17 protein-coding genes are annotated in these 25,642 nt (G+C 69.0%); 11 read left to right on the top strand and 6 right to left on the bottom strand.

The features are described 5' to 3' along the window. Positions 1 to 275: 275 nt before the first annotated feature. Positions 276 to 2,465: a ThuA domain-containing protein gene (locus ACIRRU_RS11885; protein ID WP_403678935.1), complete on the bottom strand. Its 2,190-nt coding sequence runs from the start codon at positions 2,463 to 2,465 to the stop codon at positions 276 to 278. After that, positions 2,462 to 4,951 (bottom strand): PQQ-dependent sugar dehydrogenase, encoded by a 2,490-nt coding sequence (locus ACIRRU_RS11880; RefSeq protein ID WP_403678933.1) that lies wholly within the window; start codon positions 4,949 to 4,951, stop codon positions 2,462 to 2,464. Before ACIRRU_RS11880 ends, ACIRRU_RS11885 begins: the two co-directional genes overlap by 4 nt. 293 nt (positions 4,952 to 5,244) lie before the next feature. On the opposite strand from ACIRRU_RS11880, the gene ACIRRU_RS11875 reads away from it, so the two are divergent. Further along, positions 5,245 to 5,451 carry a hypothetical protein gene (locus ACIRRU_RS11875; protein WP_403678931.1) on the top strand — a complete coding sequence of 69 codons (207 nt, stop codon included), beginning with the start codon at positions 5,245 to 5,247 and terminating at the stop codon, positions 5,449 to 5,451. Positions 5,452 to 6,142: 691 nt separating this feature from the next. On the opposite strand, the gene ACIRRU_RS11870 is transcribed toward ACIRRU_RS11875, so the two are convergent. Further along, a complete protein-coding gene (locus ACIRRU_RS11870; protein WP_403678930.1) occupies positions 6,143 to 7,414 on the bottom strand; it encodes an ROK family protein in 1,272 nt (423 codons plus the stop codon). A 96-nt stretch (positions 7,415 to 7,510) separates the two neighbouring features. Between ACIRRU_RS11870 and ACIRRU_RS11865 the strand changes: the two genes are divergently transcribed. The 6 genes from ACIRRU_RS11865 (at position 7,511) to ACIRRU_RS11840 (ending at position 16,803) form a co-directional block, all read left to right on the top strand. After that, a complete protein-coding gene (locus ACIRRU_RS11865) occupies positions 7,511 to 8,995 on the top strand; it encodes a sugar ABC transporter ATP-binding protein (RefSeq protein ID WP_403678928.1) in 1,485 nt (494 codons plus the stop codon). Beyond that, complete coding sequence (locus ACIRRU_RS11860) at positions 8,992 to 10,080, top strand: ABC transporter permease (protein ID WP_403678926.1); 1,089 nt, start codon at positions 8,992 to 8,994, stop codon at positions 10,078 to 10,080. The genes ACIRRU_RS11865 and ACIRRU_RS11860 overlap by 4 nt, the downstream gene beginning before the upstream one ends. Then, entirely contained in the window at positions 10,077 to 11,105 is a 1,029-nt protein-coding gene (locus ACIRRU_RS11855; protein WP_403678924.1) for an ABC transporter permease, read from the top strand. Before ACIRRU_RS11860 ends, ACIRRU_RS11855 begins: the two co-directional genes overlap by 4 nt. Next, positions 11,102 to 12,337, top strand: a complete 1,236-nt coding sequence (locus ACIRRU_RS11850) for a substrate-binding domain-containing protein (RefSeq protein ID WP_403678922.1) — start codon at positions 11,102 to 11,104, stop codon at positions 12,335 to 12,337. The genes ACIRRU_RS11855 and ACIRRU_RS11850 overlap by 4 nt, the downstream gene beginning before the upstream one ends. Continuing rightward, entirely contained in the window at positions 12,334 to 13,242 is a 909-nt protein-coding gene (locus ACIRRU_RS11845; RefSeq protein WP_403678920.1) for a sugar phosphate isomerase/epimerase family protein, read from the top strand. Before ACIRRU_RS11850 ends, ACIRRU_RS11845 begins: the two co-directional genes overlap by 4 nt. Positions 13,243 to 13,329: 87 nt before the next feature. After that, positions 13,330 to 16,803 carry a ThuA domain-containing protein gene (locus ACIRRU_RS11840; protein WP_403678918.1) on the top strand — a complete coding sequence of 1,158 codons (3,474 nt, stop codon included), beginning with the start codon at positions 13,330 to 13,332 and terminating at the stop codon, positions 16,801 to 16,803. Between the two features lie 375 nt (positions 16,804 to 17,178). Here ACIRRU_RS11840 and ACIRRU_RS11835 read toward each other — a convergent pair whose 3' ends face one another. Then, positions 17,179 to 18,768 (bottom strand): hypothetical protein, encoded by a 1,590-nt coding sequence (locus ACIRRU_RS11835; RefSeq protein ID WP_403678917.1) that lies wholly within the window; start codon positions 18,766 to 18,768, stop codon positions 17,179 to 17,181. Between the two features lie 215 nt (positions 18,769 to 18,983). Continuing rightward, positions 18,984 to 19,436 (bottom strand): hypothetical protein, encoded by a 453-nt coding sequence (locus ACIRRU_RS11830; RefSeq protein WP_366846818.1) that lies wholly within the window; start codon positions 19,434 to 19,436, stop codon positions 18,984 to 18,986. Positions 19,437 to 19,514: 78 nt separating this feature from the next. On the opposite strand from ACIRRU_RS11830, the gene ACIRRU_RS11825 reads away from it, so the two are divergent. From ACIRRU_RS11825 to ACIRRU_RS11810, 4 genes are all read left to right on the top strand, one after another. After that, on the top strand, positions 19,515 to 20,639 hold the full coding sequence (locus tag ACIRRU_RS11825; protein ID WP_403678915.1) for a DUF4062 domain-containing protein: 1,125 nt from the start codon (positions 19,515 to 19,517) through the stop codon (positions 20,637 to 20,639). Positions 20,640 to 21,028: 389 nt separating this feature from the next. After that, on the top strand, positions 21,029 to 22,336 hold the full coding sequence (locus ACIRRU_RS11820; RefSeq protein WP_403678913.1) for a class I SAM-dependent DNA methyltransferase: 1,308 nt from the start codon (positions 21,029 to 21,031) through the stop codon (positions 22,334 to 22,336). Further along, positions 22,333 to 23,502 carry a hypothetical protein gene (locus tag ACIRRU_RS11815; protein ID WP_403678911.1) on the top strand — a complete coding sequence of 390 codons (1,170 nt, stop codon included), beginning with the start codon at positions 22,333 to 22,335 and terminating at the stop codon, positions 23,500 to 23,502. Before ACIRRU_RS11820 ends, ACIRRU_RS11815 begins: the two co-directional genes overlap by 4 nt. After that, positions 23,490 to 24,440: a hypothetical protein gene (locus ACIRRU_RS11810; protein WP_403678909.1), complete on the top strand. Its 951-nt coding sequence runs from the start codon at positions 23,490 to 23,492 to the stop codon at positions 24,438 to 24,440. Before ACIRRU_RS11815 ends, ACIRRU_RS11810 begins: the two co-directional genes overlap by 13 nt. 613 nt (positions 24,441 to 25,053) lie before the next feature. Here the strand turns inward: ACIRRU_RS11810 and ACIRRU_RS11805 are convergent. Continuing rightward, positions 25,054 to 25,608, bottom strand: a complete 555-nt coding sequence (locus tag ACIRRU_RS11805; protein ID WP_366846838.1) for a restriction endonuclease — start codon at positions 25,606 to 25,608, stop codon at positions 25,054 to 25,056. Positions 25,609 to 25,642: the final 34 nt, after the last annotated feature.

Here is a 25,642-nt window from a genome sequence, read left to right as displayed (position 1 = left end):
GCAAACACGAGGCGGCTCCGGTGTCAACGAAACCGCCTGCCGCCCGAACTGGCGACGCCCCACCCGGTATCACCGGTCCACGACGGCGAGATGCCCGCCGGCCCACGGATCGCCGGGCTCGGTGGGCGGTGGGCTGTTCGCACCCTCTCGTGACCTGCGCCGCAGCACTCTCCCCGGCCACCGTGAGAAGCCCGGCGTCCGACCGCGGCTGTCAGCCGCGGGCCCTGAGCATGGTTCTTTCCCGAGTCGGGCCGGGAGCGGAACCAGCCATCGGCTCACCGGGTTCCGCCGGACCGGCCGCCCTCCTGTCGTCGTTTCTGTTCGAACCGGTCGGCCCAGTACGCGGTCCGGTCCAGGTAGGCCGTCTCGGCGGCCTCCCCGGTCTTTCCGTAGGCGCCTTCGAAGGTCTCGTACCCGTGGCCCGGGGGCGGGCTGGAGGAGGCGGGTTCGATGGAGCTGCCCTCGTGCCACTCGTTGAACGAGGTGACGGAGACCCAGGTGGGGTCGCCGCCGACGGCCGGGTCGAGGGCGTTGTTCCACTCCAGGTCGTAGGAGGCGCCGTCCTCGCGGCCGAGGGTCGGGGTGGTGTTGCCGGGGACGGCCCGGTCGTCGACATAGCCGGGGGCGACCGAGGGCGCCCAGACGAGGCCGTTGGCCTTGGCGTAGTCGCCCGCGTTCTTCCAGCCGGGGGCGGTGGCACCGGCGATGCCGTCGTAGGTGTAGATCCCGCCGAAGTGGTCGACCTTGCTGGTGTCGGTGGTCTGGGCGAGGACGATGGCGGTGTCCTTGACGGCGTCGAGTGCCGACCAGTCCTGGATCTTCAGGCTCTCGAAGATGTAGTAGGCGTTGCGGTCGCCGTGGGCCGCGTCCCGGTAGAACGCGGGGTGGTCGCCGAACTTCCCTTCCAGGTAGGCGATGTCGTCGACGACGGACGCGGCGGTGCGGCCGCCGTACGGTTCGATGTGCCAGGCGACCTCGATGCCGTGGCGGGCGGCGGCGTCCATCACGTCACGGGCGAGGCCGTCCTCGTACCCCCCTTGTCCCCACCAGCTGTAGACGATGACGCCCGCGCCGGACCGTTTCACCCACTCCATGTGCTGGTCGACGGCTCCGGCGACGTCCCCGGAGTCGTACGGGCCGAGCTTCGGGTAGAGGTCGGCGCCGATGGCGTCGGGCGGGGTGTGGCCGCCCTGCTGCCAGTGCCGCCAGGTGCCCGCCGGGCCGTCGGGGGTGCCGTACCAGGGGTAGTAGAAGAGGTGCACGTCGGACGAGCCCTCCTCCACGGCGGCCGGGGCGCGGGACACGGTGAAGCGGTCCACGTCGAAGAGGGCGCCCGCTCCCCCGGTGAACCGCAGGAACAGCGGGCCCGTCCCGGCGGCCAGGGTGGTGGTGACCTCGGTGAAGGTCTCCCAGCCGCCGGTCGGCGCGACGTCCACGGCGCCGAGGAGCGGTCCGGTGGCGGAGCCCGAGCGGATCTCGATCGTGCCGCCCGCGCCGGCCGAGGAGACGGTGGCGGTGAAGGCGGTCGCCCCGGCGGTGTCGAGGGAGGAGTAGCCCGCCCAGTCGCCGTGGTCGATGTAGCCGAGGGTGGCTCCGCCGCTGGCCGATCCGTGGGCGGCGGACTGGACCCCGGAGGAGGAGGTGTACGCCTCCGCCTCGGCGCTGTCACCGCCCGGACCCGGGCCTGGGTCACCGGCGGAGCAGTCGGCCTCGACGGCCCCGGAGGCGTACTGGACGCCGCCGAGGAGGAGTTGGCGGAAGTCCGGGTCGGCGAAGGACTCGATGGTGTGGCCGAGCCCGGTGTAGAAGGAGCGGCCCTGCTGCTGTTGGTGGCACCAGGTGATGGGGTGGTCGCCGCCCATCTCGCCGCCGCTGTAGCTGGATTCGTCCAGCGACTGGAGGACGTGGACGCTGTCGCGGGGGTTGGAGCGGTAGTTGTACCACTCGTCGGTCCGCGTCCAGGTGTCGTCCAGGTGCGCGGTCGCCGGGTGGACGTGGTCCTCGGTGGTGAGGCGGGCCTCCTGGATCGCCGGGTGGCTCTGGAACCACGCTCCGACCAGGTCCTCGTACTCCGGCCAGTCGTACTCGGTGTCGGCGGCCGCGTGGACGCCGACGAAGCCGCCGCCCCCGTCGACGTACCCCTTCAGGGCGCTCTGCTGGGTGTCGTTCAGGACGTCGCCGGTGGTGGAGAGGAAGACGACGGCCTCGTACTCGGCGAGGTTCTGCGGCGTGAAGGCGCTCGCGTCCTCGGTGGCGGTGACGGTGAAGTCGTTGGCCGCGCCGAGTTGTTCGAGGGCGGTGATGCCCGCGGGGATGGAGTCGTGGCGGAATCCGGCGGTCTTGGAGAAGACCAGGACCTGGTACGGGTCGGCGGCTGCCGCGCTCTGGACGCCGGGGCTCAGGAAGGCGGCCCCGAGGGTGAGGGCGACGGCGCAGGCGAGTCGGCGGGTGCGGGACTTCCTCATCGGTCGTTCACCTGCGCTCCCTGGGTGGTGAAGGTGAAGGCGTCCAGGTCGAAGAGGCTGCCCTGGCCCGTCGGGCCCGTGAAGACGAAGAACACCTCGGTGGGTCCGGCCGGGGCGTTGTTCACGTCCGCCGTGACGTCCACGAAGTTCTCCCAGCCGCCGGTCGGGGCGACCGGCAGGGAGGAGAGCAGCGTGCCCGTCGGAGAGCCGGCCCGCACTTCCAGGGTGCCGCCCGCGCCGCCCGAGGCGACCCGCGCCGTGAGGGAGGTGGCGTTGGAGAGCACGTACGGCCGGAACGAGACCCAGTCGCCGTTGTCGGTGTAGCCGACGGTCGCGCCGCCCTCGGCCGGGCCGTGCGGGGCGACCTCGATGCCGTTCTGGGCGGAGAAGTGCTCGCCCTGGCGGTGGCGGGGCTGGAGGACGGAGTCGCTGTGCGTGGTGAGTCCGCCCGCGTCGGTGTACTCGGCGTCGAAGACCCCGTAGATGTTGGCGGCGCTGTCGTGCTCCCCGTCGACGGGGACGTCGATGGTGCCGGAGCAGCCGTTCTTCGAGGTGATCTGGTGGCGGTGGCTGTCGTGGCCGAGGAGGTAGGTGACCTTGACCTTGGAGCAGTCGACCGTGCCGTCCTCGGGGTCGCTGACGTTCACCGTGAAGGGGACGGAGTCGCCGAAGGAGAAGAGGCTGCCGTCCGCCGGGGTGGTGAGGGTGACCGTGGGTGCGGTGTTGCCCGCCGTGACGACCAGGCTGGTGGAGCCGGTGAGGCCTTCGGGGTCGGTCACGGTCAGCGTCGGGGTGTAGGTCCCGGCGGTGGTGTAGGTGTGGCTGGGGTCCGGGTCGGTGGAGGTGGCTCCGTCGCCGAAGTCCCAGGCGTAGCTGAGGTTTCCGCCTTCGGGGTCGGCGCTGCCCGCCGAGGAGAAGGCCACCGCGAGCGGGGTGGGCCCGGACGTCCTGTCGGCGGCGGCCCGGGCGACCGGGGACCGGTTGCTGCCCGCGAGGTACTCCACCCGGTAGAGGGCCTGGTTGTTGGCGCCGGTGCCGTAGTCGAGGACGTAGAGCGCGCCGTCGGGTCCGAACGCGGAGTCCATGACCTGGGTGCCGGTCCACGGGAAGGTGTCGATGACGCCCGGTGATCCGTCGGCCTTGACCTCGACCGGCTTGATCCACTTGCGGCCGTACTCGGTGGCGAAGAAGCGGCCGTCGAGGGAGGCGGGGAACTTCACGGCGGAGTCGAGGTCCGCGTCGAAGTTGTATACGGGTCCGGCCATCGGGGACTCGGAGCCGCCGCCGAACTCCGGCGGGGAGCCCGCGTCACCGGCGTACCGGATCCAGGCGGGCTGGGCGGGCGGCAGGGTGGAGAGACCGGTGTTGCGGAAGGAGTTGTTGGCGGGGCCGGAGGCGCAGTCGTACTTCGCGCCGGAGGGGCCGCTGGGGAAGGTGTATTCGCCGTACGTCTCCGTGGCCGTGTTGGTGCCGGTGCAGTAGGGCCACCCGAAGTTGCCGGGCTGGGTGACGCGGTTGAACTCGACCTGGCCACTGGGGCCCCGGTTCGGGTCGGTGGTTCCGGCGTCCGGGCCGTAGTCGCCGATGTAGACGGCACCGGTCTTCTTGTCGACGGACATCCGGAACGGGTTGCGGAAGCCCATCGCGTAGATCTCCGGGCGGGTGTTCGCGGTGCCGGGTGCGAAGAGGTTGCCCGCCGGGACGGTGTAGCCCCCGTCCGCCGTGGGCTTGATCCGCAGCAGCTTGCCGCGCAGGTCGTTGGTGTTGCCGGAGGAGCGCTGGGCGTCGAACTGCGGGTTGCGTTCGGTGCGTTCGTCGATCGGCGCGTAGCCGGCCGACTCGAACGGGTTGGTGTCGTCTCCGGTGGTCAGATACAGGTTCCCGGCGGCGTCGAAGTCGATGTCCCCGCCGACGTGGCAGCACTGGCCCCGGTCGCTCTCCACTTCCAGGACGACCTTCTCACTGCCGGGGTCGAGCGTGCCGTCGGCCTTGAGGACGAAGCGGGAGAGGTTGAGGTGCCCCTTCCACGGTGCGAAGTCGGCGGCCGAGCCGGTGGTGGGGGCGTCGCCGGGCGGGGTGTTCAGGAGCGGTGAGTAGTAGAGGTAGACATAGCGGTTCGTCGAGAAACCGGGGTCGACGGCGATGCCCTGGAGGCCCTCTTCGTCGTGGGTGTAGACGTCGAGCTTGCCCGCCGTCTTCGTGGAGCCCGCGGCGTCGGTCAGCCGGACCGTGCCGTCGCGAGCGGTGTGCAGCACGGAGCGGTCGGGCAGCACGGCGAGCGACATGGCCTCGCCCAGTTCGGCTGCCCCCAGGGCCAGTTGGACCTGCTGGTAGTCGGCGGCGGGAATGTCGGCCGCGGCGCGCGGGGCACGGGCCCCGGGACCGGCGGCGAGGGCCGGGCCGGCGGCGGGCACAGTGAGCGTGGCCGCGAGGAGCGCGGCGAGGGCGATGGCGTGTCTGGACCACCGTGGGAGTGCGGGGGACATGGCCGGATGGTTCCTTCCTGACGGCGCGTGGGGTCGGTCAGGCAAGGCGCTGTCGCGCTTTGCGACGTACGGGTACTGAGCCCGGCGGCGGAGCGTACGAGGTGCCGACATGCCGAGTCCGGGTGGGCGCTGACTGCGCCGGTGCCGGGCGCAGGCAGCTTCTTACTTCCGGAGAGCGCTCCAACGCCGTGGCCCGGGAGGCTTTTTGCATGCTGGCAACGGGGAATTAAATTGTCAAGGTCGTGTCAAAATTGCGGTTGGGTGTCCCGTGCAGCCAGTCCGGAGGCGAGGACGTGGAGCGCCCCGGAGCCCTCTCCGGCGCCGCGGAACCACAAGACCGCCTGCCGGTCGCCGCCCAGATCCCCAGGGGCTCGACCCCGTTCGGCGCGCATCGCGACCGGCCCGGCCCCCACTCCCGCGGACCGGCCACCGAGGGAAGCGGCCCGGCGTCCGGCGGCCAGGGCCGTGAAGAGTTCGGCGCGCAGCTCGCCCTCACCTAAGGGCTGTCCATGCGGTCTCGCGTCGCCTCGTGCGGGGCGGGTTGGCCGGAGACGAAAAGGCGTCGGGGAACGATGTGCGGAGATCAGCTTCTGCTTTCCCGAGACCGTCCTGGGTTCGCTTCCTTCGCCGAGTTGATCCAGCGCTCGGCACGCCGGTGTTCACCAACGAATTCGCGTACCTGAAAGGGGGAGCGTCCGACCGGCTATGCACCAACAATGCCCGGTCGATCATGAACTGGACGACCTCCCAGGGCTCCCCCACCTGGTTCTGCCTCCATGCGCTGAAGCCCGTCGGCAACTCCGAATCGTCCGGCTGTTCCCTCGGATTCCGTCGCCCGCCCCACGAAACGGACTTCTCCCGGTTTCCCGGCCTCGCCCCCGGCCACTGGATGTACAACCCGCAGAACGAAACGGCATCGCGGGCTTCGTGAAACACCTGCCATGGAACTCCGTGCGCTACACCGTCGACAAGCCCTGGGCCCTGGTCGACCGGCGCATCCTGACCGGGCCGACCACCGACAACGCGAATACCAGAGCGAAGAGGGGACCACCATGGCGGTCACTCCCCCGCACGCGATCCAGTTCTGGATCCGCGCCTCCTGACCCCGTCGCGGCCACCCTTCAGGCCGTGTCGCGCTCGCCGGACGCTTGGCCACAGGTCGTCGGGTTCGCGCCCTTGCGTCGTACGCGTTCACACTGCTGTCGCGTCCGTCGCGAGGGCGCGGTCGACCTGAGCGGGTGACAGTGCGTGCTCGATCGCCAGGGTGCCGGCGCCTATCGCGCCCGCGTTCTCGCCGATCCGGCTCGGCTCGATCCGCAGGACGTCGGTCGCCAGGGGGCTGGACCGGCGGTAGACCGCCTCGCGGATGCCCGCGAGGAGTTGGTCGTGCACCGCGGCGAGGGCGCCGCCGACAACGACCGTCTCCGGATTGAAGAAGTTCACCAGCCCCGACAGCACCTCGCCGACCGCACGGCCGGCCTCACGCACCATCCTGACGGCATCGGGGTTGCCCTCCCTGACCAACTGCACGATGTCGAGGCTGCCCGCGGCCTCCAGCCCGAGTTCCCGCAGCCGCTCGGCCAGTGCCGCACCACCGGCGACGGCCTCCAGACAACCGGAGTTGCCGCAGCGGCACGGCTCATCCCGCTCACCGACGCGGATGTGCCCGATGTCTCCGGCCGACCCTCGCGCGCCCCGGTGGATACTGCCGTCGGCGACGATGCCGCAGCCGATGCCGGTGCCGACCTTCAGGTACAGCAGGTGCAGCGTGCCGGGGAAGGCACGGCGTTGCTCGGCCAGGGCCATGGCGTTCACGTCGTTGTCCACGAGCGCCCGGACGCCGAAGCGTTCCTCGAAGAATCCAGGAATGGGGTAGTGATGCCAACCCGGCATGATCGGCGGATCCACAGGCCGGCCGGACGAGAACTCGACCGGGCCGGGCACGCCGACGCCGATGGCCCGCAGTGTCCGCGTTGCCTTGACGTCGGCTGCTTCGAGCAGCGCACGCAGGGTCCGCTCGACATGGCCGAGGACCGTCTCGGGCCCGTCCGCGATGGTCAGCGGGTCCTCTCTGGCCACGAGCAGATTGCCACTGACGTCGAGCAGCCCCACTCGGCAGTGCGAGGCCCCGATGTCGACACCGGCGATGGCGTGCCCGTGGATGCGCAGGGCGAGCCGGCGCGGTGGGCGGCCGCCGGTCGAGGGCGCATCAGAACCCTCGTCGACGAAACCATGGGCGATGAGGGCGTCGACACGCTGGGAGACGGTGGAGCGGGCGAGCCCGGTGCGCCGGGCGATCTCGGCGCGGGTGACGGCGACGCCGGAACCGATCAGCGCCAACACCTCGCCGGGCGTCTGCCCCGGGAGCGAACCCGACGCGGAGCGATGATCGGACGAAAGCGCCGAAAAGAAGAATGCATTCACCAAAGCAACTGTAGAGATCGTCTCGATCGCGGACCACACTTTGTTCGATGATCAAGCAAAGTGCGGAGCGCCGGGCCGCACAATTTCTTGCTTTATCTGTTGACAGGACAAAGTTCGCTCGCAATCCTGCCGAACATGCTGACGATGAGCAGTGTCTCGAAGAGCTTCCTCGGGGCGAGGGTGTTACACGAAGTGTCACTCGACCTGGAGCCGGGCGAGGTTCACGCCCTGGTCGGAGAGAATGGCGCGGGCAAGTCCACGTTGATGAAGGTTCTCGCCGGGGAGCACGCCCCTGACGAGGGCACCATCACCCTTGACGGCACCACCTGCACCTTCTCCCACCCCGTACAAGCACAAGCCGCCGGAATCGCTCTCATCCATCAGGAGTTCGCCCTCCTCCCGTACCGCACCGTCGCGGAGAACGTCTTCCTCGGCCGTGAGCCGGTGCGCCGGGGACTGGTCGACAGACGGGCGATGGAGGGGCGCACCGCCGAACTGCTCGCCGAGCTGGGCGAGACCGGGATCGACCCCCGTACCCAGGTCGGGGATCTGTCGGTGGCCCGGCAGCAGACAGTGGAGATCGTCAAGGCGCTGGCCGCCTCCGAGGTCCGCGTCCTGGTCATGGACGAACCGACCGCACCACTCGCCGACCACGAGGTGGAGCTGCTGTACGCACTGATCCGCCGGCTCGCCGCCCGCGGCATCGGCATTCTCTACATCAGCCATCGGCTGCGGGAGGTCTTCGACCTCTCCCAGCGCATCACCGTGCTGAAGGACGGCCGCAAGGTCGCCGCCCTCACCACCTCCGAGACCACGCCCGGTGAGGTGGTGCGGGCCATGGTCGGCCGTGAACTGGGTTCCTACTACCCGCCCCGCGCCGAGCCCGGAGAGATCGGCGAGCCGCTGCTGACCGTCACCGACGGCGGAAACGAGCGCCTCGCGGGCATCGGGCTGACCTTGCGCGCCGGTGAGGTCACCGGGATCGCCGGTCTGCAAGGGTCGGGCCGCACCTCGCTGATGCGGGCCTTGTTCGGAGCCGCGCCCTTCACCCGCGGCCGGATGACCGTAGCCGGCCGACAGCTGCTGCCCGGCAGCCCGCGGCAGGCGATCCGCGTCGGCATCGCGCTGGTCACCGAGGACCGCAAGGCCGAGGGCCTGGCGCTGCGTCAGTCCGTGCGCGACAACGCCCTGCTCGTCACCCGGGCCGTGTCCGGCGTCGGAAAACAGGAGGTCGCCGAGCTGCTGGAGCGGGTCGCGCTGCGCTCCCGCGGCCTGGACCAGGAGGTGCGCTACCTCTCCGGGGGCAACCAGCAGAAGGTGGTCATCGCCAAGTGGCTCGCCGCCCGTCCCCGGGTGCTGCTGTTCGACGAACCGACCCGTGGGGTGGACGTCGGAGCGAAGTCCGCGATCCACACGCTCGTGCGCGAACTCGCCCGGGAGGGCCTCGCCGTCCTCATCGTCTCCTCCGAGCTGCCCGAGCTGATCGGGATGAGCGACCGGATCCTGGTGATGGCCGACGGGGCGCTGGTGGGCGAACTGCCCGCGGGCGCCACGGAAGAAAATGTCATGCACCTGGCAACTGGTGACACGGCCGGCAGGTCCGAGGGGAGTGCCGCATGACGGCCGTCCCGGACGGATCCGCGGCACCCCTCGCGCCCCGCGGACCGAACGCCCTGGGCCGTATCCGCCTCGGAGACCCCGTGGTCGCCGTGTGGCTGGCCGCCCTCGCGGTCACCCTCATCGGCTGGATCGTCGTGACCGCGGACGGCGGTGAGTTCCTGACGCGGTCCACCATCACGGGCATCCTCCAGAACTCGGTCGCCCTGGGCCTGGTCGCGGTCGGCCAGTCGGTGGTGATCGTCACCGGGTCCCTCGACCTCTCCGTGGCATACCTCGTCAGCCTCGGGACCCTGGTCGCCGCGGAGATGATGGCGAGCGGCAGCGTCCTCACCGCGATCCTGGCGGTCCTCGCGCTGTCCGCCGCCGTCGGCGTCGCGAACGGCCTGATCGTCACCGGGCTGAAGGTCAACGCCTTCATCGCGACGCTCGGCATGGCGTTCGTCCTGCGCGGCTACATCGAGAACACCTACACCGGCCCGGCGGGCCATGTACCCGCCTCCTTCCGGCGGTTGGGCTACGACCGCATCGGCTTCGTGCCCGTCTCCGTGCTCCTGCTGGTCGCGGTCGCCGTCGTCGCCTGGCTGATCACCAAGCGCACCCGCGTGGGCCACCACATGTACGCCACCGGCGGCGACGAGCACGCCGCCCGGCTGTCCGGCGTGCGCACCGGACGCACCGTCGTTCTCGCACACGTCCTGTGCTCACTGTGCGTCGGCGCCGCCGCGCTGTTCCTCGCCGCCCGGCTCGGCGCGGGCGCCCCCTGGGCGGGCACGGACGCCCGTTACGACCTGGAGTCGATCGCCGCCGTCGTGCTCGGCGGCACGGCGCTCGCCGGGGGACGCGGCGGAGTGACCGGCACCCTCGGCGGCGTCCTGGTCCTCTCCGTGCTGGACAGCATCTTCAACCAGCTCTCCGTCGACCCGTTCTTCAAGAACGTCGTCCGCGGCGTCGTCATCATCGCCGCCGTCGCCCTCTACGCCCGGCCCCGACCGGGCCGGGCCTCGACACGGCCGCGCCGCGGTGGCCGGGGACGGGCGAAACAGGGCGGGGCGCCGGGCGTCCCGGGGCAGGAGCGGTCCGCATGACCACCACCACGACCGAGACGCACACCCCGAACACCGCCGTCCGGGCGGTCCGGCGCCTGGGCACCGGCGCCCCCGTCTGCGGGCTCCTCGTCGTCCTGCTCGTCGCGCTGGCGATCACGGATCCCGGCTTCTACGGGCCCGACAGCTTCCTCGCCTTCGTCAAACGCGCGGCCCCCCTGGTGATCCTCGCCGCCGGACAGTACCTCGTCATCGTCTCCGGCGGTTTCGACCTCTCCGTCGGCGCGGTGGTGACCGCCGGCGTGGTGGCCGGGGCCGAGTTCTACGGCTCGTACCCGGACGCGCCCTGGCTGCTCGTCACCGCCGGGCTCCTGGTGGCCGGGGCGGTGGTGGGGCTGGCCAACGGGCTCATCACCACCAGGCTCCGAGTGCCGTCGTTCATCAGCACCCTCGGCATGATGCTGATCCTCGAAGGTGCCGTCTTCTACTGGACCGGCGGCTCTCCGCAGGGCGTACTGCCCCAGAACTTCCGGGAGTTCGGCCGTGGCGCCGCGGGGGGCTGGCTGCCCTGGGCCGTGATCGCCTGCGCCGTGGTCGGCGCCGCCGCGGTGTGGCTGATGCGCTCCGACTTCGGCCGCACGCTCCTCGCCACCGGGGACAGCGAACGCGCGGCGGCCCTCGCGGGCGTTCGCGTGCCCCGCGTCCGCACTCTCGCGTTCGTGCTCTCGGGCACGGCCGCGGCCCTGGCGGCGGTGCTGGTCGCGGGCTTCTCCGGCGTCTCCGCCCAGGCCGGCCGCGGCATGGAGTTCGAGGCCATCACCGCGGTCGTGCTGGGCGGAGTCCTCCTCGGCGGCGGGCGCGGTTCCGTGGTGGCCGCCATGGCCGGGGCCTTCTCCCTCCAGGCGCTCTTCACACTCCTCAACCTCCTGGGCGTCTCGGGCGCGCTGGAGTCCACCGTCCAGGGCGTCATCGTCATAACGGCCGTCGGTCTCGGAGCCGCCGGGCGTCCGGGACCGAACCGCTTACGCCGTCACCGCTCACAACCATCCGGAGGCACCTCCTCATGAGCCGAGCACCTCGCACCGGACGCCCCGGCGGCTACGCCCGTCCAGCCGTCCCACTCGCCGCCCTGCTGGCCGCGGCGCTGCTGTCGTCCTGCTCGTCCGACGTACCACAGGACGACGCGGCGGGCGGCGCCACCGCCTCGGCACAGTCGCAGAAGAACGATGGAGGGTCGGAGTTCTTCGATCCGGCGGCGTACGAGCGCCAGCTCACCCTCGCCGGGACAACACCTCAGGGCCCGGCGGACAAGCCCTGGGAGCAGATGCTGGACCCGGAGATGACCGACACGTCGAAGTACGCCAAGACGGGCGGCGCAAAAGACGTCCACCTCTGTTTCTCCAACGCCGGCGTCTTCAACCCCTGGCGCCAGGTGGGGCTCAAGAACATGAAGGCGGAGGTGGAACTGCACGACGGGATCACGAAGTTCACCGTTCTGGACGCGCAGGGCAAGGACGACAAACAGATATCGGACATCCAGGAGCTGTCGGGCAAGGACTGCGACGCGCTGATCGTCTCTCCCAACACCACCGCCACCCTGACTCCGGCGGTGCAGGAGGCATGCGGCAAGCTACCGGTGATCGTCTTCGACCGGGGCGTGCAGACCGACTGCGGAGTCACCTTCATCAGCCCCATCGGCGGCTATGCCTACGGCGCCGCAGCGGCCGACTTCCTGGTCGACAAGGTGGACAGAGGCGGCAAGATCGTCGCGCTGCGCATCTCGCCCGGTGTGGACGTCCTGGAGAACCGCTGGGGCGCGGCGGAGAAGGCCCTCGACAAGGCCGGACTCAAGGTGGCCGAGGTGAAGTTCACCGACGGCGACCCCTCGAAGACCAAATCGATCGTCACCGACGCACTCGCCCGCCACGGCACGATCGACGGGGTCTGGATGGACTCCGGTGCCACCGCCGTCGCGGCCGTCGAGGCGTTCGAGGACGCGGGCAAGGACGTGCCGCCCATCACCGGCGAGGACCAGCAGGACTTCCTCCAGGCGTGGAAGGACAAGGACCTCACCGCCATCGCACCGGCGTACCCGACCTTCCAGTGGCGCACGCCCGTGATCGCCGCACTGCGCATTCTGGGCGGTCAGGAGGTCCCGAAGCAGTGGACCCTGCCGCAGCCGGTCGTGACCGAGGACAACTTCGACCAGTACTACAAGGAGGGCATGCCGCCCCTGCACTACGGCGCCTGCGGGTGCGAGAAGCTGCCCGGCTACCCCGGTGACTGGGGTGGCAAGTGAAACCGGCCCCGCGGCGCGCGATCGGCGCCAACCCCTGGATCTGGCACTCACCTGTCGACGAGAAGGCCCTCGCCGAGGTGCTGCCGCGCCTGGCCGCGTGGGGCTTCGACTGCGTCGAGATCCCGCTGGAGCAGTCCGGCGACTGGCAGCCCGCCACCACAGCCGAACTCCTGGGCGACCAGGGCCTCATCCCCGCCGCGGTGCTCGCGGTGATGCCGTCGGGACGCGATCTCGTCCGCGCCGAGCCCTCCGCGGTCCGCGCCACCCAGGACTACCTGCGGCAGTGCGTCGACGCGGCCGCGCGGATCGGCGCACCGGTCGTGGCCGGTCCCGTATACGCCGCCGTCGGCCGCACCTGGCGGATGGACGATGCCGAGCGGAGGGGGGCGTACGAGCAGTGGCGGGAGAACATCGCGCCGGTCGTCGCGCACGCCGCCGGGGCGGGCGTCCGGATCGCCGTCGAGCCGCTCAACCGGTACGAGACGAGCCTGTTCAACACCGTCGACCAGACGGTGGCGGCGCTGGACGGGCTGCCCGCCCGCACCATCGGCATCGCTCTCGACACGTACCACCAGAACATCGAGGAACGCTCACTGCCCGACGCCGTACGCCGGGCCACCGGCCGCATCTTCCACGTCCAGGTGTGCGCCAACGACCGGGGCGCACCGGGCGACGACCATCTGGACTGGCCGGGCTTCCTCGACGCCCTGGACGACGAGGGCCACCAGGGGCCGCTGTGCATCGAGTCGTTCACCGCGCACAACGTGACCATCGCGGTCGCCGCCTCCGTGTGGCGGCCGCTCGCCCCCAGCCAGGACGCCCTCGCCACCCGGGGGCTGGCCTTCCTCCGGGAGGCCGGACGCCGCCCCGCCCGCCCGGTCCTTTCCCGACCGCCGGTGGCCTGACACGCCGGCGCGCCGCTCGTGTCCCCCGCACCTCGTCAGGATTCCCCGAGATTTCCGCTGTCCGATTCACGACCGCAGGAGCCGCACATGAGATCGACGATGACGAGGTGGGTGCTGAGTTTAGTCAGCTCCGCGCTCCTCGTGACCGGCCTGGCCGCACCGGCCACCGCCCATCCGGAAGGCTTCCACGTCCTCCTGTTCACCAAGACCGCGCCGGGCGCCTACCGGCACGACTCCATCCCGGCCGCCATCACGATGTTCGACCAGGTCGCCGCCGACCGCGGATGGGAGCTGACCAAGAGCGAGGACGCGGCCGTCTTCAACGACGCCGACCTCGCCGAGTACGACGTGGTCGCCATGGTCCAGACCTCCGGCATGGTCTGGGAGACCGACGCCCAGCGCCAGGCCGTGCAGAAGTACGTGCGCGACGGCGGAGGCATCGCGGCCGTCCACAACACGCTCGACATGGGCATCGAGAACGACTTCCCCTGGTGGGACGAGCTCGTCAACGGCGGCGCCCACATGCCGGCGCACTCGCCCGGCAGTCTCCGGGGCACCGCCAAGGTCGCCGACCGGGTCCACCCCTCCACCTCGCACCTGCCCGACCGCTGGGTACGCACGGAGGAGTGGTACAACTTCGACCCGAACCCGCGCGGCGATGTGCACGTCCTGGTCACCGCCGATGAGACCACGTACGACCCGGGCAGCGAGGCCATGGGGGCCGACCACCCGATCTCCTGGTGCCGCGACGCCGAGGGCGGCAGCGTATGGGCCACCGCCATGGGCCACGACGCTGCCAGCTACTCGGACCCGCAGTTCCGCGACCACGTGGTGGGCGGCGTCGAGAGCGCGGGCGGAAAGGTCGAGGCGGACTGCGGCCCGACGACCTGGGGCGCCTACGAGAAGGTCCCGCTGGACGAGAACACCACCGGTCCCGCGGCCCTGGACATCGCCGATGACGGCCGGGTGTTCTACGCCGAGTACGGCGGCAAGGTGAAGGTCCACAAGCCCGGCAGCGGCGAGGTGGTCACCGCCGCCACGATCGACGTCTACACCGGCGGCGAGGACGGACTGACCGGCCTGGCACTGGACCCGGACTTCGCCACCAACCGCTGGATCTACCTGATGTACTCCCCGGCCGGCGGCACCGAGGACATCGCCCGGGTGTCGCGGTTCACCGTCAACGGCGACAGCCTCGACAAGGCCAGCGAGAAAGTCGTCATGAAGGTCCCCTCGTCACGCAAGTCGCCGGAGCCCGGGCACACCGGCGGTTACATCGCCTTCGGGCCCAACGGCAACCTCTACATAGGCACGGGCGACGACACCGAGCCGTTCCGCTCCGACGGCTACACCCCGATCGACGAGCGCCCGGGACGCGCCGACAACGACGTCCAGCGCACGTCGGCCAACACCGACGACCTGCGCGGCAAGATCCTTCGCATCCACCCGGAGGCCGACGGCACCTACACCGTCCCGGCGGGCAACATGTTCGCCCCGGGTACCGCGAAGGCCAAGCCCGAGATCTACGCGATGGGCTTCCGCAACCCCTTCCGGTTCTCCGTCGACCCCGCTGACGGCACCCTGTACGCCGCCGACTACGGTCCCGACGCGGGCTCCGACAGCGCGGACCGGGGACCGGCGGCGATCGTCGAGTGGAACATCATCAAGGAGCCCGGCTTCTACGGCTGGCCGTACTGTGTCGGCGACAACATCCCCTACCGGGACTACGACTTCGCCACCGGTCAGTCCGGGCCCGCCTTCGACTGCGCCGCCCCGGTCAACGACTCGCCCAACAACACCGGCATCACCAGCCTTCCGGCGGCCAAGAAGGCAGACGTCTGGTACGGAAACGGCGCCAACGGCGGGAAGTTCCCGGAGATGGGCGACGGCGGCGAGGCGCCCGCCGCCTTCCCCGTGTACCACTACGACGCCGACAACCCGTCGGAGACGAAGTTCCCGGCCTACTTCGACAAGACGCCGTTCTTCGGTGAGTGGTCGCGCAACAACCTGCACGAGTTCCGGCTGGACGACGACGGGAAGCTGCTCAAGATCAACGACTTTCTGCCGGACCTGGGCTTCAAGTCCCCGATGGACATGAAGTTCGGCCCCGACGGGGCGATGTACCTGCTGGAGTGGGGAAGCGGCTTCGGCCGGGACAACCCGGACTCCGGCCTCTACCGCATCGACTACAGCTCGGGTGACCGGCGTCCCCTCGCCGTGGCCACCGCGAGCCCCACGTCCGGGCCCGCACCGCTGACCGTGGAGTTCTCCGGTGAGGGCTCGCGCGACCCGGAGGGAGGCACGCTCACCTACCACTGGGACTTCGGCGACGGTGCGACCTCGACCGAGGCGTCACCCACCCACACCTATACGGCGAAGGGGCAGTTCACCGCGCAGCTCACCGTCACCGACACCGGTGGCCGCGACGGCACCGCCAACCTCACCGTGACCTCCGGCAACACGGCGCCGACCGTCAGGCTCTCCCTGCCGAACGGCGGCATGTACGACTGGGGCGACCGGATCCCGTACACGGTGGACGTCACCGACCCCGAGGACGGCACCGTCGACTGCGCCGATGTCAGGACCGTGCCCTCGCTCGGGCACGACGAGCACGCGCACGACACCGACGCGATCACCGGCTGCTCGGGCACCATCGTCCCGGAGACGGACACGGCCCACGCCGACCTGGACGTGTCGTACGTCGCCTCCTCCAGCTACACGGACAAGGGCGCCCCCGGAGCGCCCGCCCTGGCCGGCAGCGCCAAGGTGGTACTCCAGCCCAAGCGCAAGCAGGCCGAGTTCTACACCCGGCAGTCCGGCATCCGGGTCGTCTCGCAGGGCGGCGCGGAGTCCGGTGGCCGGCTCGGCGACATCAGCGACAACGACTGGGTCTCCTACTCGCCGGTCAACTTCACCGGCATCGACAAGGTCTCACTGCGGCTGTCCTCACCCTCGGGCGGCGGCACGGTCGAGCTGCGCGACGGCTCACCGACCGGCGCGCTGATCGCCACGGTGCCGGTCCCGAGCACCGGCGGCTGGGACGACTACCGGAGCACCCCGGCGGTCGACGTCACCAGGCCCGGCGGAACGACCGAGCTCTATCTGGTCTTCAGGACCGGGTCGGCGAACTCCTACGACATCGACTCGATGACCTTCGTCGGGAAAGGCGTCGGTCAGAGCGGTCCAGCCGTCCCGGCACGGATCACCGGCATCGACGGGAAATGCGTCGACGTCAACGGCCGGAGCACGACGAACGGCGCCAAGGTCCAGTTGTGGGGCTGCAACGGCGGTGACAACCAGAAGTGGCAGGCCGACGGCGCCACACTGCGGTCGATGGGCAAGTGCCTCGACGTGGACGCCCGGGCCACGGCCGACGGGACCAAGGTCCAGCTGTGGGACTGTCACGGCGGCGCCAACCAGGACTGGTCCGTCCAGCCGGACGGCACCATCCGCAACCGCGGCATCTGCCTGGACACAGTCGGCGGCACCGGAGCGGACGGAACCCAGTTGATCATCAACCGGTGCGACGGCCGCGCGTCGCACAAGTGGACGGTGACCTGACCGGACACGGCTGACCCACGGTCGCGGAACGGGGGCCGACCCCCGCTCCGCGACTCCAGGATCCGTAGACTCCGGGGCTCCCGCGGGAGAGCCGCCGGGGGGCGCATTCCGCGCACGGGCCGCCTCGGGCCCACACCGCACCCCATGCACACGCACAAAACCCCAGTTCAGGAGCCCTTGCCCGTCGGCTCCAAAATCGCCACACACTCCACGTGATGCGTCATAGAAAAGATGTCGGCCTGAGGGTGTGATGGAAAAGACCAGGTCAGAGACCATTTCTCAGCTCGTCGTCCTGCGTGTGGTTACCTGGAGCGTCAAACGAGCGTCACAGCCGACAGTCGGTGAACAGGCCGCCAAAGTGCCCGCCAGGGCCGGCTACAGGTGCAGACCCACATGGTTCACGATGAACCGCTTCTCCTCGGAGTCGAGGGCGAAGTAGATGCGTCCGACCTCGTTGGGCGAGACGGCGTCCCGTACCTTGATGTGCGGCAGTCCGTCCCAGCGCTTCCCGTTGAACGTGAAGTAACGCTTGTCCTTGTCCTTGCTGAGTTTCTCGTCGTTGGGCGCGAATTTCAGTCCGTGGTTGTCGTAGAACCACTGGGCCAGCCTGGGCATCTTGCCGGAATTGGAGTACAGGTCCATCGCAGCCTGCGCGAGGGCGGTCAGCCGGTCGGTCATCTCCTGGGGGTACGGGTAGCGGGAGTCCTTCCAGGCGCGCGCCGCTCTCGCCGTGAACACAATGTGCTCCTCCGACGCCTTGGCGAGAGCTTCGAAAGTGAGCACAGCATCCGATCCCAAAGAAGGGATCTCGCTCCAGGCATCGAATGTGGCCGCCCGCCCGCTCCCGCCCTTCGACAGGCCCAGGTACTCGTTCTTCCAGTAGTCCCGGTCCTGACGCAGGGCCTCAGCGGTGGCGGCATCGTCTCGCGCCTTGTCGCGTTCCTCCATGCAGCTCTGTGCCATGTTTTCCCAGGACGTGGCGTCCTCTTCGAGCTGCCGGACACGTTTCTGCAGTGCTTCGAGCTCGGCGGTCGTGTCTCCGGCGGCTTGGGCAAGCGACAACTGCTCCGCCGCCCTACGGGCTCCCGCGCGGTACGAAGCCTGCCGCGCACGTTCCCACGCCGTGTCACTGCCACGGGCGATGACAGAGAGATGGGCGAGCGACAGCATCAACCGCCCTTCCACGAAGGACGCCTGGGACACCTCCTCACGCGAGTACGAGGGGTGTTCCAAGCCGAGGTCGGGCCAGACCAGCCGGGCGCCACCGCTGGGTACGGCCAACTGCTCGTGGGCCCGCCGGACGGCTTGTGCAGTCACGTAGTTCAGGGTCACCACCTGGGCCAGGCCGGCCAGTTGTCCCGACGCGTCGGCCGCCGCGCTCCACCCCGTCTGGTCCCTGGGATGTGTCAGGAGAATGGGGAGCCGCGTGCGCAGCGCCAGGACATCGAGGAGTACGTCAGCATGGCTCTCCTCCCGGATCCTCTCGTACCGTCCCGTGGCGAGCTGGCCCAGCACCCGCACTTCGAGCTCCTGGTCGCCGAGCACCGCCCGCAGCAGGTTCGGGCGCTTGAGCTGCGGATCCTGCACCGGTGCTATCCAGCCGTCGGGGATCTCCCTGCCCATGACGATTCTGAGCCCGCCACCGCCTTCCTCCGACTGGGAGACCGTGACCCGGGTGACGAACTGGGCCGGTCCCGTAGAGAGCGGCTGATGGATGGTCACGCGCAGCGCGCGGGTGAGTTCGTCGCCCGCCACGGTCCAGCTCACTTTGCGGTCACCATGGCCGGGAAACTTGCCGACGAGCACCGCCCGGCCATCCCGGTCGAGTTCGGTCACCGAAGGTGCCGGTATACGTCCGTGGTGGCCGAGCCAGTCGGCGAGATGGCCGCGAAGGCTCTCGTAGGCGCGGCCCGGCTGCTCCTGGGCGGACCGGATGTCGAAACTGACGGCGTACAGCGCCTGCACGGCGGCTCCCCTCACCCCCGATGCCCTGGGCGACGACCGTTTCCCCCTCGGCAGCGGTCAGGGCACCACTCGGAGAGCAACCCTAATACCGCTCCGCCCATGCCAGTAATGCCCTGGGCGGATCTTCGGGGCCGACCGTCCGGTCGACCGAACGCCATACCTGCTGGCCCCGACGGGCCCGCCGCACGTGTGTTGTGCTCCTTCTCCCTGAGTCGTCAGGCGACAATCACACAGACGAGAAGGAGGGCGAGCCCGTAGAGTGCTATAGCGAGGTGCAGCCCTACCCACAGGCGGTGAAGCCGAATGCGGTGCAGCCGGGGAAACTCGCGGTAGTGCGCCGCGCGTGCCCGGGCGAGCCCTTCATCGGACCCCAGCACGCCCCGGACCGCCAGGTCTCGGGTCAACGCCCGTGCCTGGGTGAGGTGGTAGGAGGCCCGCTCGTAGTACTTGGCCACCGCCACAGCGCCGTAGACTCCAGTCATCGCGACGAAGAGGCACAAAGGCATGACGTTCAGCGTGAACTTCTGCTGGACGATCAGACCGCTCAAGGCTGCCGTGACGATGAGCAGGAGGTTCGTCAATGTGGAGCGCTGGGTCTCACACTGCCGCAGTTGCTCGCGGTGCTCCTTCCAATAGGCGCGTATCGCCTCTTCCGACGTCTCGGCCATCAAACCCCCAGTTGAATGCCGGCACCAGCCACCCGGTTCGCCTCACAGCAGAACCCTCAGCAGTGGAGACACCGTAGCGTGAGGATCTTCATCAGCAGTGCCCGCAAGGGTCTGGAGGAGGAGCGTGACGCCCTTGACGGGCTGGTCCGCGCTCTCGGCCACACCCCGGTCCGGTTCGAGGACTTCTCAGCTCAGACCACGCCGAGCCGGGAAGCCTGCCTGAAAGCTCTGTCGACCGCCGACGCGTGCCTCTTCCTCCTAGGCCCGAACTACGGCCACGTGTTCCCCGAGACAGGGCAGTCAGCAACCCATGACGAGTGGGTAACAGCCCAGCAAGCAAGTATGCCCCGCCTCGTCTATCGCAAGCTGGACGTGACCTTCGAGCCCAATCAGCACGAGTTCGTGCGCGTAGTGGAGGCGTACGCCACCGGAGTATTCCGCGACAGCTTCCGCACGGCCGCGGATCTGCTCCCTAAGGTCGCCGGGAAGATCCGGGAGCTGGAGTCGGGCCCGTCCCCCCTGGCCTTCGCCAAGCTGGCCCAGCCACCCGCCCTGAACTGGACCCTTGAGGAGGGCACAGGCGGTCTGCAGACCGCCGGCGTGACCACCCTTTTGGAGCTGCACGTCCTACCGCTGGACTCTGCTGGTTACTCAGCCAGGGAACTGGAGGCGCTCGGCCAGTCGCTGCCGGGCCGTATACGCGCGACCCGTATGGTCGAAGACGATGTCCCCCTAAGCTCTTCCCGGACGCAGGGACATATGGCCGTCTCCGTCCCTGCCAGCCGCCCCCGTTCGTGGGACACGCCCCGTCCGGGCCGGCTCGTAGAGGTCCGCCTGTACAAGACGGGCCAGTTCTCCACCCGGGCCTTGCTTCCCCAGGACAGTATGGGGCCGATCCTCGATTCCAACGCCCTGCCCAAGCAGATCGCCGAACTGCTCAGGTTCACCGGCGCGTTGAACATCATCAGGCAGGACTGCATCGTGGTGGCTGCTGGCGTGTCGGAGCCCGCCATGACCAGCATCGATACCTTCGACCCACGTCAGTCACGGCGCACAGCCAGTCTCGCCGGCTTCGGCAGGTCATTCGCCCTGCGTACCGAACCCGACGAGTCCGTCACCCTGGCGGCCCTGCAGGCCGGAGCCGAGGAAGTTGCCGAACATCTCGCGCGGGCACTGATCGCGCATCACCCCTCCGCTGCCTGAGACAGTTTCGACAGCAAGCGGGCACGGCCACCGCCTGCACTCGTTTGACGCTTGACAAGGTCCGAACCGGCTTGGCGATCGACGCCCTCTTCTTCCAGCGACTGAAGCGGACGGTCGACCTACTGAGCACACCATCCTGACCGGGCCGTCCAGCCGAGTTCCACCGCGTGAACCATGTACCGGACGGAAGGGTGCAGGTCAACGCCAGTGTCACTTCGTGTTTCCGGGGCCGCACGGGCCAGTCGCGCCCCAGCCTCGACACCGGTGCCCGAGTCGAAGGCGCGGACCGGCCTCCGTACCCGTCGCGCCTCCGTTGGCAGGGCATGATCAGACGCGATAGCCTGCCGGGCTGCCTTGTTGCGGAAGGCGGCAGAAGGGATGGGAGCCCGATGCCGAATCACAGGTCCGACATCGCCGAGGTTCGTGCCGCGATGCGTGCCGTCGGCTACACGATTCTGCAGGTAGAGCCGCGGCTTGAAAACTTGTCGAACCTTCGGCCGGATGTACTGGCGTGGGCGTCGAATGCCGACGGGGAACTCGTGCCGTGGGCAGTTGTCGAGTACAAGAACAAGAAACTCAGGCAGCCCGAGCTCGTCCTTCCCTCTCTGGCGGGCAGCCGGGACCTGCTGGGTACGCTCGAGCACTACGCGGTGATCAATGGGCAGTGGTTCAAGGCCGACCGTGGTGTCCGTTCCTTGCAGCCGGTCGACGGCCCGACTCCGCCCGAGCACGGCTCGCAAGGCTTGGTCACCGACCGGTCGTTGGCTACCTCCCTCCTGGTGCAACGTCTGTGGTTTGAGGCGGACCGTCTCCGCAACTCCGGGGTCTCAGCCGACCGGTACTTTCCTTCCGGGAACGTCCTGACGTCTTCCCGAAATGGGAGGCCGGGTATCGAACTGCCCGACGGTGGGTTCGTGCCGGTTCGGGCAGACGTACTCTGGCGCGCGAAGCGGGACGCGTTGACCGAGTTCGCCTCTCGTGGCAGACACCGAGAGTTCAGCTCACCCCGAGTGGTTGCCTCCGCCGTTTCGGCGTTGGTTGAGAAACATCTGGCTGGCACCGTCTTGGATCCGTTCTGCGGAACCGGATCGTTCCTCTGGGCGGCCTTGGACCGTGCTGCGGAGCAAGGCGTCGCGGCGGAGTTCATCGGCTACGAGTTCGACGCACAGCTCGCCGAACTCGCGGCAGGGATCGGTCGGGACGCGCCGAGGCACGTGGTGATCGAGAAGGGCGACTCCTTCCAGAGGGACCTCGCGGATGCCGACGTCGTTGTCACGGCGCCGCCTGTCGGTCTCTCCCTGGCCGACCGCCACCTTCTCCTGGACGGATCGACCACGTCCGACGGCAATGTCGCAGCGCTGGACAAGTGTGTGCGGGGGCTGAAGCCCGGAGGACGCGCTGTCCTGCATATCGCTCACTCGTTCACCTTCGCGGACCGGTACGCGGCGTACAGGATGTTCCTGGCCGAGAACTTCCACGTAGCCGCTCTTATCGGGCTTCCGGCAGGAGCGATCACGGGCACCGGTGTCCGTTCCGTTCTCGTCGTCATCGACCGCACTGAGCCCGCGGAGACGCTGGTCGCCCATCTCGGTGAGGACTGGGAGACGCAACTCGGCCCGGAAGGTCCCGGGCTGAACGCCGTCCTGGAGTTCGTCGACGCAGAAGACGACCGGCCACGTACCGCAGGACGGTCATGAGCAGCTTCTTGGCAGTTGATCTGCGGGGCGAGGCCGACTGGGATCCAGGACGCCTGGTTGGTTCCACCTTCGCTTGGCCGACAGCGGCGCCGGTGGTCCCATTGCGGGAACTCGTTACCACTGTCCGGGCGGGGAGTGTCGCGACCGCTGGTTCCCCGGTCATCGCGCCCGCTGGCCTGGTGGCGCGCACCGGGGCGATTCGGCGGCGGAGCACCAAGTACCAAGGCAAGGCATTCACCATCGGGACGCGCGGCCTTCGGCGTGGTGATGTCCTGGTGCCGCCCTCGCCGTCCGGGCCGGCCGTTCTTGTCGACGACCGGCTGAACGGTGCGCTCCTCTCATCCCGGTTCATAGCCCTCCGGCCTCTCGACCCGGTGCTTTCCCGGTGGATCTGGGCCGTGTTGAACTCGCGGGCGGGACAGGCTCGCCGGGCGTCGCTGGCGACAGGTACCACCATGGCGTCCGTGAAGATGCCGGATTTGCTGGAGATGGGCGTGCCCCTGCCGCCCCTTGTGAAGGTCCAGCGGCTCGACGGAGTGCTGGCTTCGATCGAGGCGAGAACACATCGCGAGGAGGAGCCGTCGGAGTCGACGTGGTGGGTCACGGCTGACCTTCGGCTTCGGGACGACTGGGGGATCATGCTCGCCACTCCTCGTCCCGAGCTCCTGGAGGACGGCGAACCGCTCGGTTCCTTCGTACGCGAGATGAAGCCCTCCCGCTCAACCCGCAGCTTCGAGGTGCCGACGGAACTGCCGGGCACGCTTCCGGTCGTGGACGTGAGTGTCCTGGGGGGCCGTCCGACCCGGCGATGGGCCGCGCCGCAGTCCACCGCCGTCACCCTCATCACCCCGGGCGACCTCCTGATCTCCCGCGTGGGCGAGTACTCGTACGCCACCGTCGCACAACGCCCGGCCGTCGCGGATCCGGGCATCTTCGTCCTCCGGTTGCGTGACCAGTCACAGGGGCCTGCGCTCGCGCACTTCCTGAACGGGCGCGAGGGGCAGACCAGGAGGCGCATGTTCTTGCGGGGCATGACGGTTCCGTCCTTGCGGAGGACGGACATCGAGAGATTCCCGATCCCTGCAGAAGCCCTCGAGTTCGAAGGAGACGTCGATCCGGACGTGGGGTTGGCGGACCAATTGGAGCAGGTCTTGTGGACGGCATGAGCTGCACGCTTTCGCCCCTCGTCTACGCCGAGTTGTACCGGTTGCTTGCCGCGGACAAGCAGCGGTACGACGACATCGAAGAGCGGCTGAGCGAGATCGGGTACGCCCCCGCGTGGCTGAGTACCGCTGCCGACGCCTACGACGAGTACTGGGCGAAGCAGCTGGAACTGGTCGGCGCGGAAGGCGTCGGGAACATCTCGGTCGGGAGTTCCGAGCATGCCCTCCTGGCTACCTGGATACTGGCCGGCCTTCGCAACACAGGCGACGACAACACGCTGAGTTCGGCGCTCAGGGCGAACGTCTTTAGGCGTGCGATCAGCGAGGTCCCCGATCTAAAGATGCCTCTACCATCGGTCCTCAACCCGGTCATATACGGGTGGACTCTCGGCAAAGTCGTCAGCCTGAGTTCGACTGACGTACCGGTCGAACCCGTCGCTCCGGCGAGCATGCCTGACGACGATAACCTCGTCGCGGCGTACCTCGGGCTCGTCAACCACGTCCTTGCGCTGGAGGGCATGGCCGAGCCGTGGCCCGAGATGATGCAGACGTCCACTTACTGGCGCGGTTACGGGATCGCAGAGGCACTGAAACCGGGGGCCGGGGATGGCGGCCGAGCACTTCTGGAACTGCTAGCGGAATCGCGGCCCTTGCTCTCACAGCCAGCCTTCTCCCAGCTCAACAATCACTTCAGCCGCTTCGGGGCGCGCCGGAACACCCTGTCACACGTCACGGACGATGCGCGTCGTCCAGAACGGTTCGTGGAAGTCGTCGAGGACACGCACGGCTGGGAGCACCTGCGGGTGACCCTCCGTGGGCTCACGCAGTTCGTCTGCCAGGAGGTCTCTCGCCTGCTGTACGAGGAAGACCCACCACCGGCTCTTCGGAACGATCCGTGGAGCTACCTCGTGCGGGAGATGCCTACGGAGTGGTGGGCTTAGAGGCGTGCTACGAGAGTATGAAAGCTGAATGCCCGCGGCGTCAGAGAGCTGAGCAGTCCGTAGTCGATTGACCCGCGCCATCTGGTCCAGGAAGACCACCTCACACTCCGTCAGAAACAGCGTCAAACGAGCGTCATGACCAACAGTCCTTTCCTCCTCGGGACGGAACAGGTTGCCACGGTTAGGCCCCTGCACGAGCCCTCGGATCATTGATCGCCAGGGCACTGGTGGACTACCACTCGCGAGGGCAAAAGCACCGGCATCGTCACCCCCACGGGATCCAGGCGGAGGCGACGTTGGAAGCCTTGCGGAACACGGAAGGCGACGGCCGCCCGCTCGCGAAGATGGACACGACACACCGCATCCAGGGGGTCCCGCAAAGCCGGCGCGATCAGGGACCGGCAGGTCTTGCCCTGGCGACAGCGGCCACCTCCTGCCGCCAGGGATGACCAGTACGGGGACGCTAGGGAATCCGCGAGTCCGCAGTGCACGCCCGCCGACCAACTGCTGCATGAGGTGCGATACGCAACTGCGATACGCAAGGGTTCGCGGATACGTGGTGGGCGAGCGTCAAGCAGGCGGGTTAGCCAGGGCCGATGAAGCGCGGCGCAGCCTAGTGGCGGTACAGATTGGCTACTCCGCTCCGCAGCCATACATCGTATTCCTGAGTCCGGTGGACTCCGACGATCCGATCCAGGTGCTCCTCGAACGCCAGCTCGACTGGGCCCAGCCTCGTATAGGAGCACATCAGGGCTCCGTCTGCGCGCGGAGCAAGGTGCACGCACCCGATCCCGGGATTCCGCGCATTGCTTGCCCGGGACAGAGCAGCTTCGGAGAAACCACCCGCGGCGTAGAGCACTCCGCGGTCACAGCCGACGTCGAGCAGTTTGCCAACGAACTCGTCAATGGTCCCGATGCTTACCGGCCGCTTGTATCGCTTGGCTTCGATGGCAATCGTGATGCCTTGGCCGATAACCTGCCCGCGCACCAAGGCGTCGAGTTGCCGCGTAGCCCCGCTGACCAGGCCGGTCACGTGGGCGTCCGGTTCAACAGTGGCGCCTGAATCGAGGCTCTCGACGAGTTCGGCGACTTCTTGCTCGAAGTGCTGCCACGGCTCCTGCTTCTTCCCTCGAACCTGACCGCTCTGGCTCCTCACTCCCTGTCGCATCACCGCCGCATGCTAGCCCGATTTTCGCCACCTC

Origin of the sequence: Streptomyces sp. NPDC101181 (assembly GCF_044767975.1) — a bacterium.
Taxonomy (GTDB): Bacteria; Actinomycetota; Actinomycetes; order Streptomycetales; family Streptomycetaceae; genus Streptomyces.
The sequence above is the reverse complement of the archived record's forward strand: the minus strand, read 5'-3'. Positions and strand labels throughout refer to the sequence as shown.

What these genes read in the sequence shown, in the direction of transcription:
- ACIRRU_RS11885 (WP_403678935.1), bottom strand. Translation starts at nt 2,465, where the DNA reads ATGAGGAAGTCCCGCACCCGCCGACTCGCCTGCGCCGTCGCCCTCACC.
- ACIRRU_RS11880 (WP_403678933.1), bottom strand. Translation starts at nt 4,951, where the DNA reads ATGTCCCCCGCACTCCCACGGTGGTCCAGACACGCCATCGCCCTCGCC.
- ACIRRU_RS11865 (WP_403678928.1), top strand. Translation starts at nt 7,511, where the DNA reads ATGCTGACGATGAGCAGTGTCTCGAAGAGCTTCCTCGGGGCGAGGGTG.
- ACIRRU_RS11860 (WP_403678926.1), top strand. Translation starts at nt 8,992, where the DNA reads ATGACGGCCGTCCCGGACGGATCCGCGGCACCCCTCGCGCCCCGCGGA.
- ACIRRU_RS11855 (WP_403678924.1), top strand. Translation starts at nt 10,077, where the DNA reads ATGACCACCACCACGACCGAGACGCACACCCCGAACACCGCCGTCCGG.
- ACIRRU_RS11850 (WP_403678922.1), top strand. Translation starts at nt 11,102, where the DNA reads ATGAGCCGAGCACCTCGCACCGGACGCCCCGGCGGCTACGCCCGTCCA.
- ACIRRU_RS11840 (WP_403678918.1), top strand. Translation starts at nt 13,330, where the DNA reads ATGAGATCGACGATGACGAGGTGGGTGCTGAGTTTAGTCAGCTCCGCG.
- ACIRRU_RS11830 (WP_366846818.1), bottom strand. Translation starts at nt 19,436, where the DNA reads ATGGCCGAGACGTCGGAAGAGGCGATACGCGCCTATTGGAAGGAGCAC.
- ACIRRU_RS11820 (WP_403678913.1), top strand. Translation starts at nt 21,029, where the DNA reads ATGCCGAATCACAGGTCCGACATCGCCGAGGTTCGTGCCGCGATGCGT.
- ACIRRU_RS11815 (WP_403678911.1), top strand. Translation starts at nt 22,333, where the DNA reads ATGAGCAGCTTCTTGGCAGTTGATCTGCGGGGCGAGGCCGACTGGGAT.
- ACIRRU_RS11805 (WP_366846838.1), bottom strand. Translation starts at nt 25,608, where the DNA reads ATGCGACAGGGAGTGAGGAGCCAGAGCGGTCAGGTTCGAGGGAAGAAG.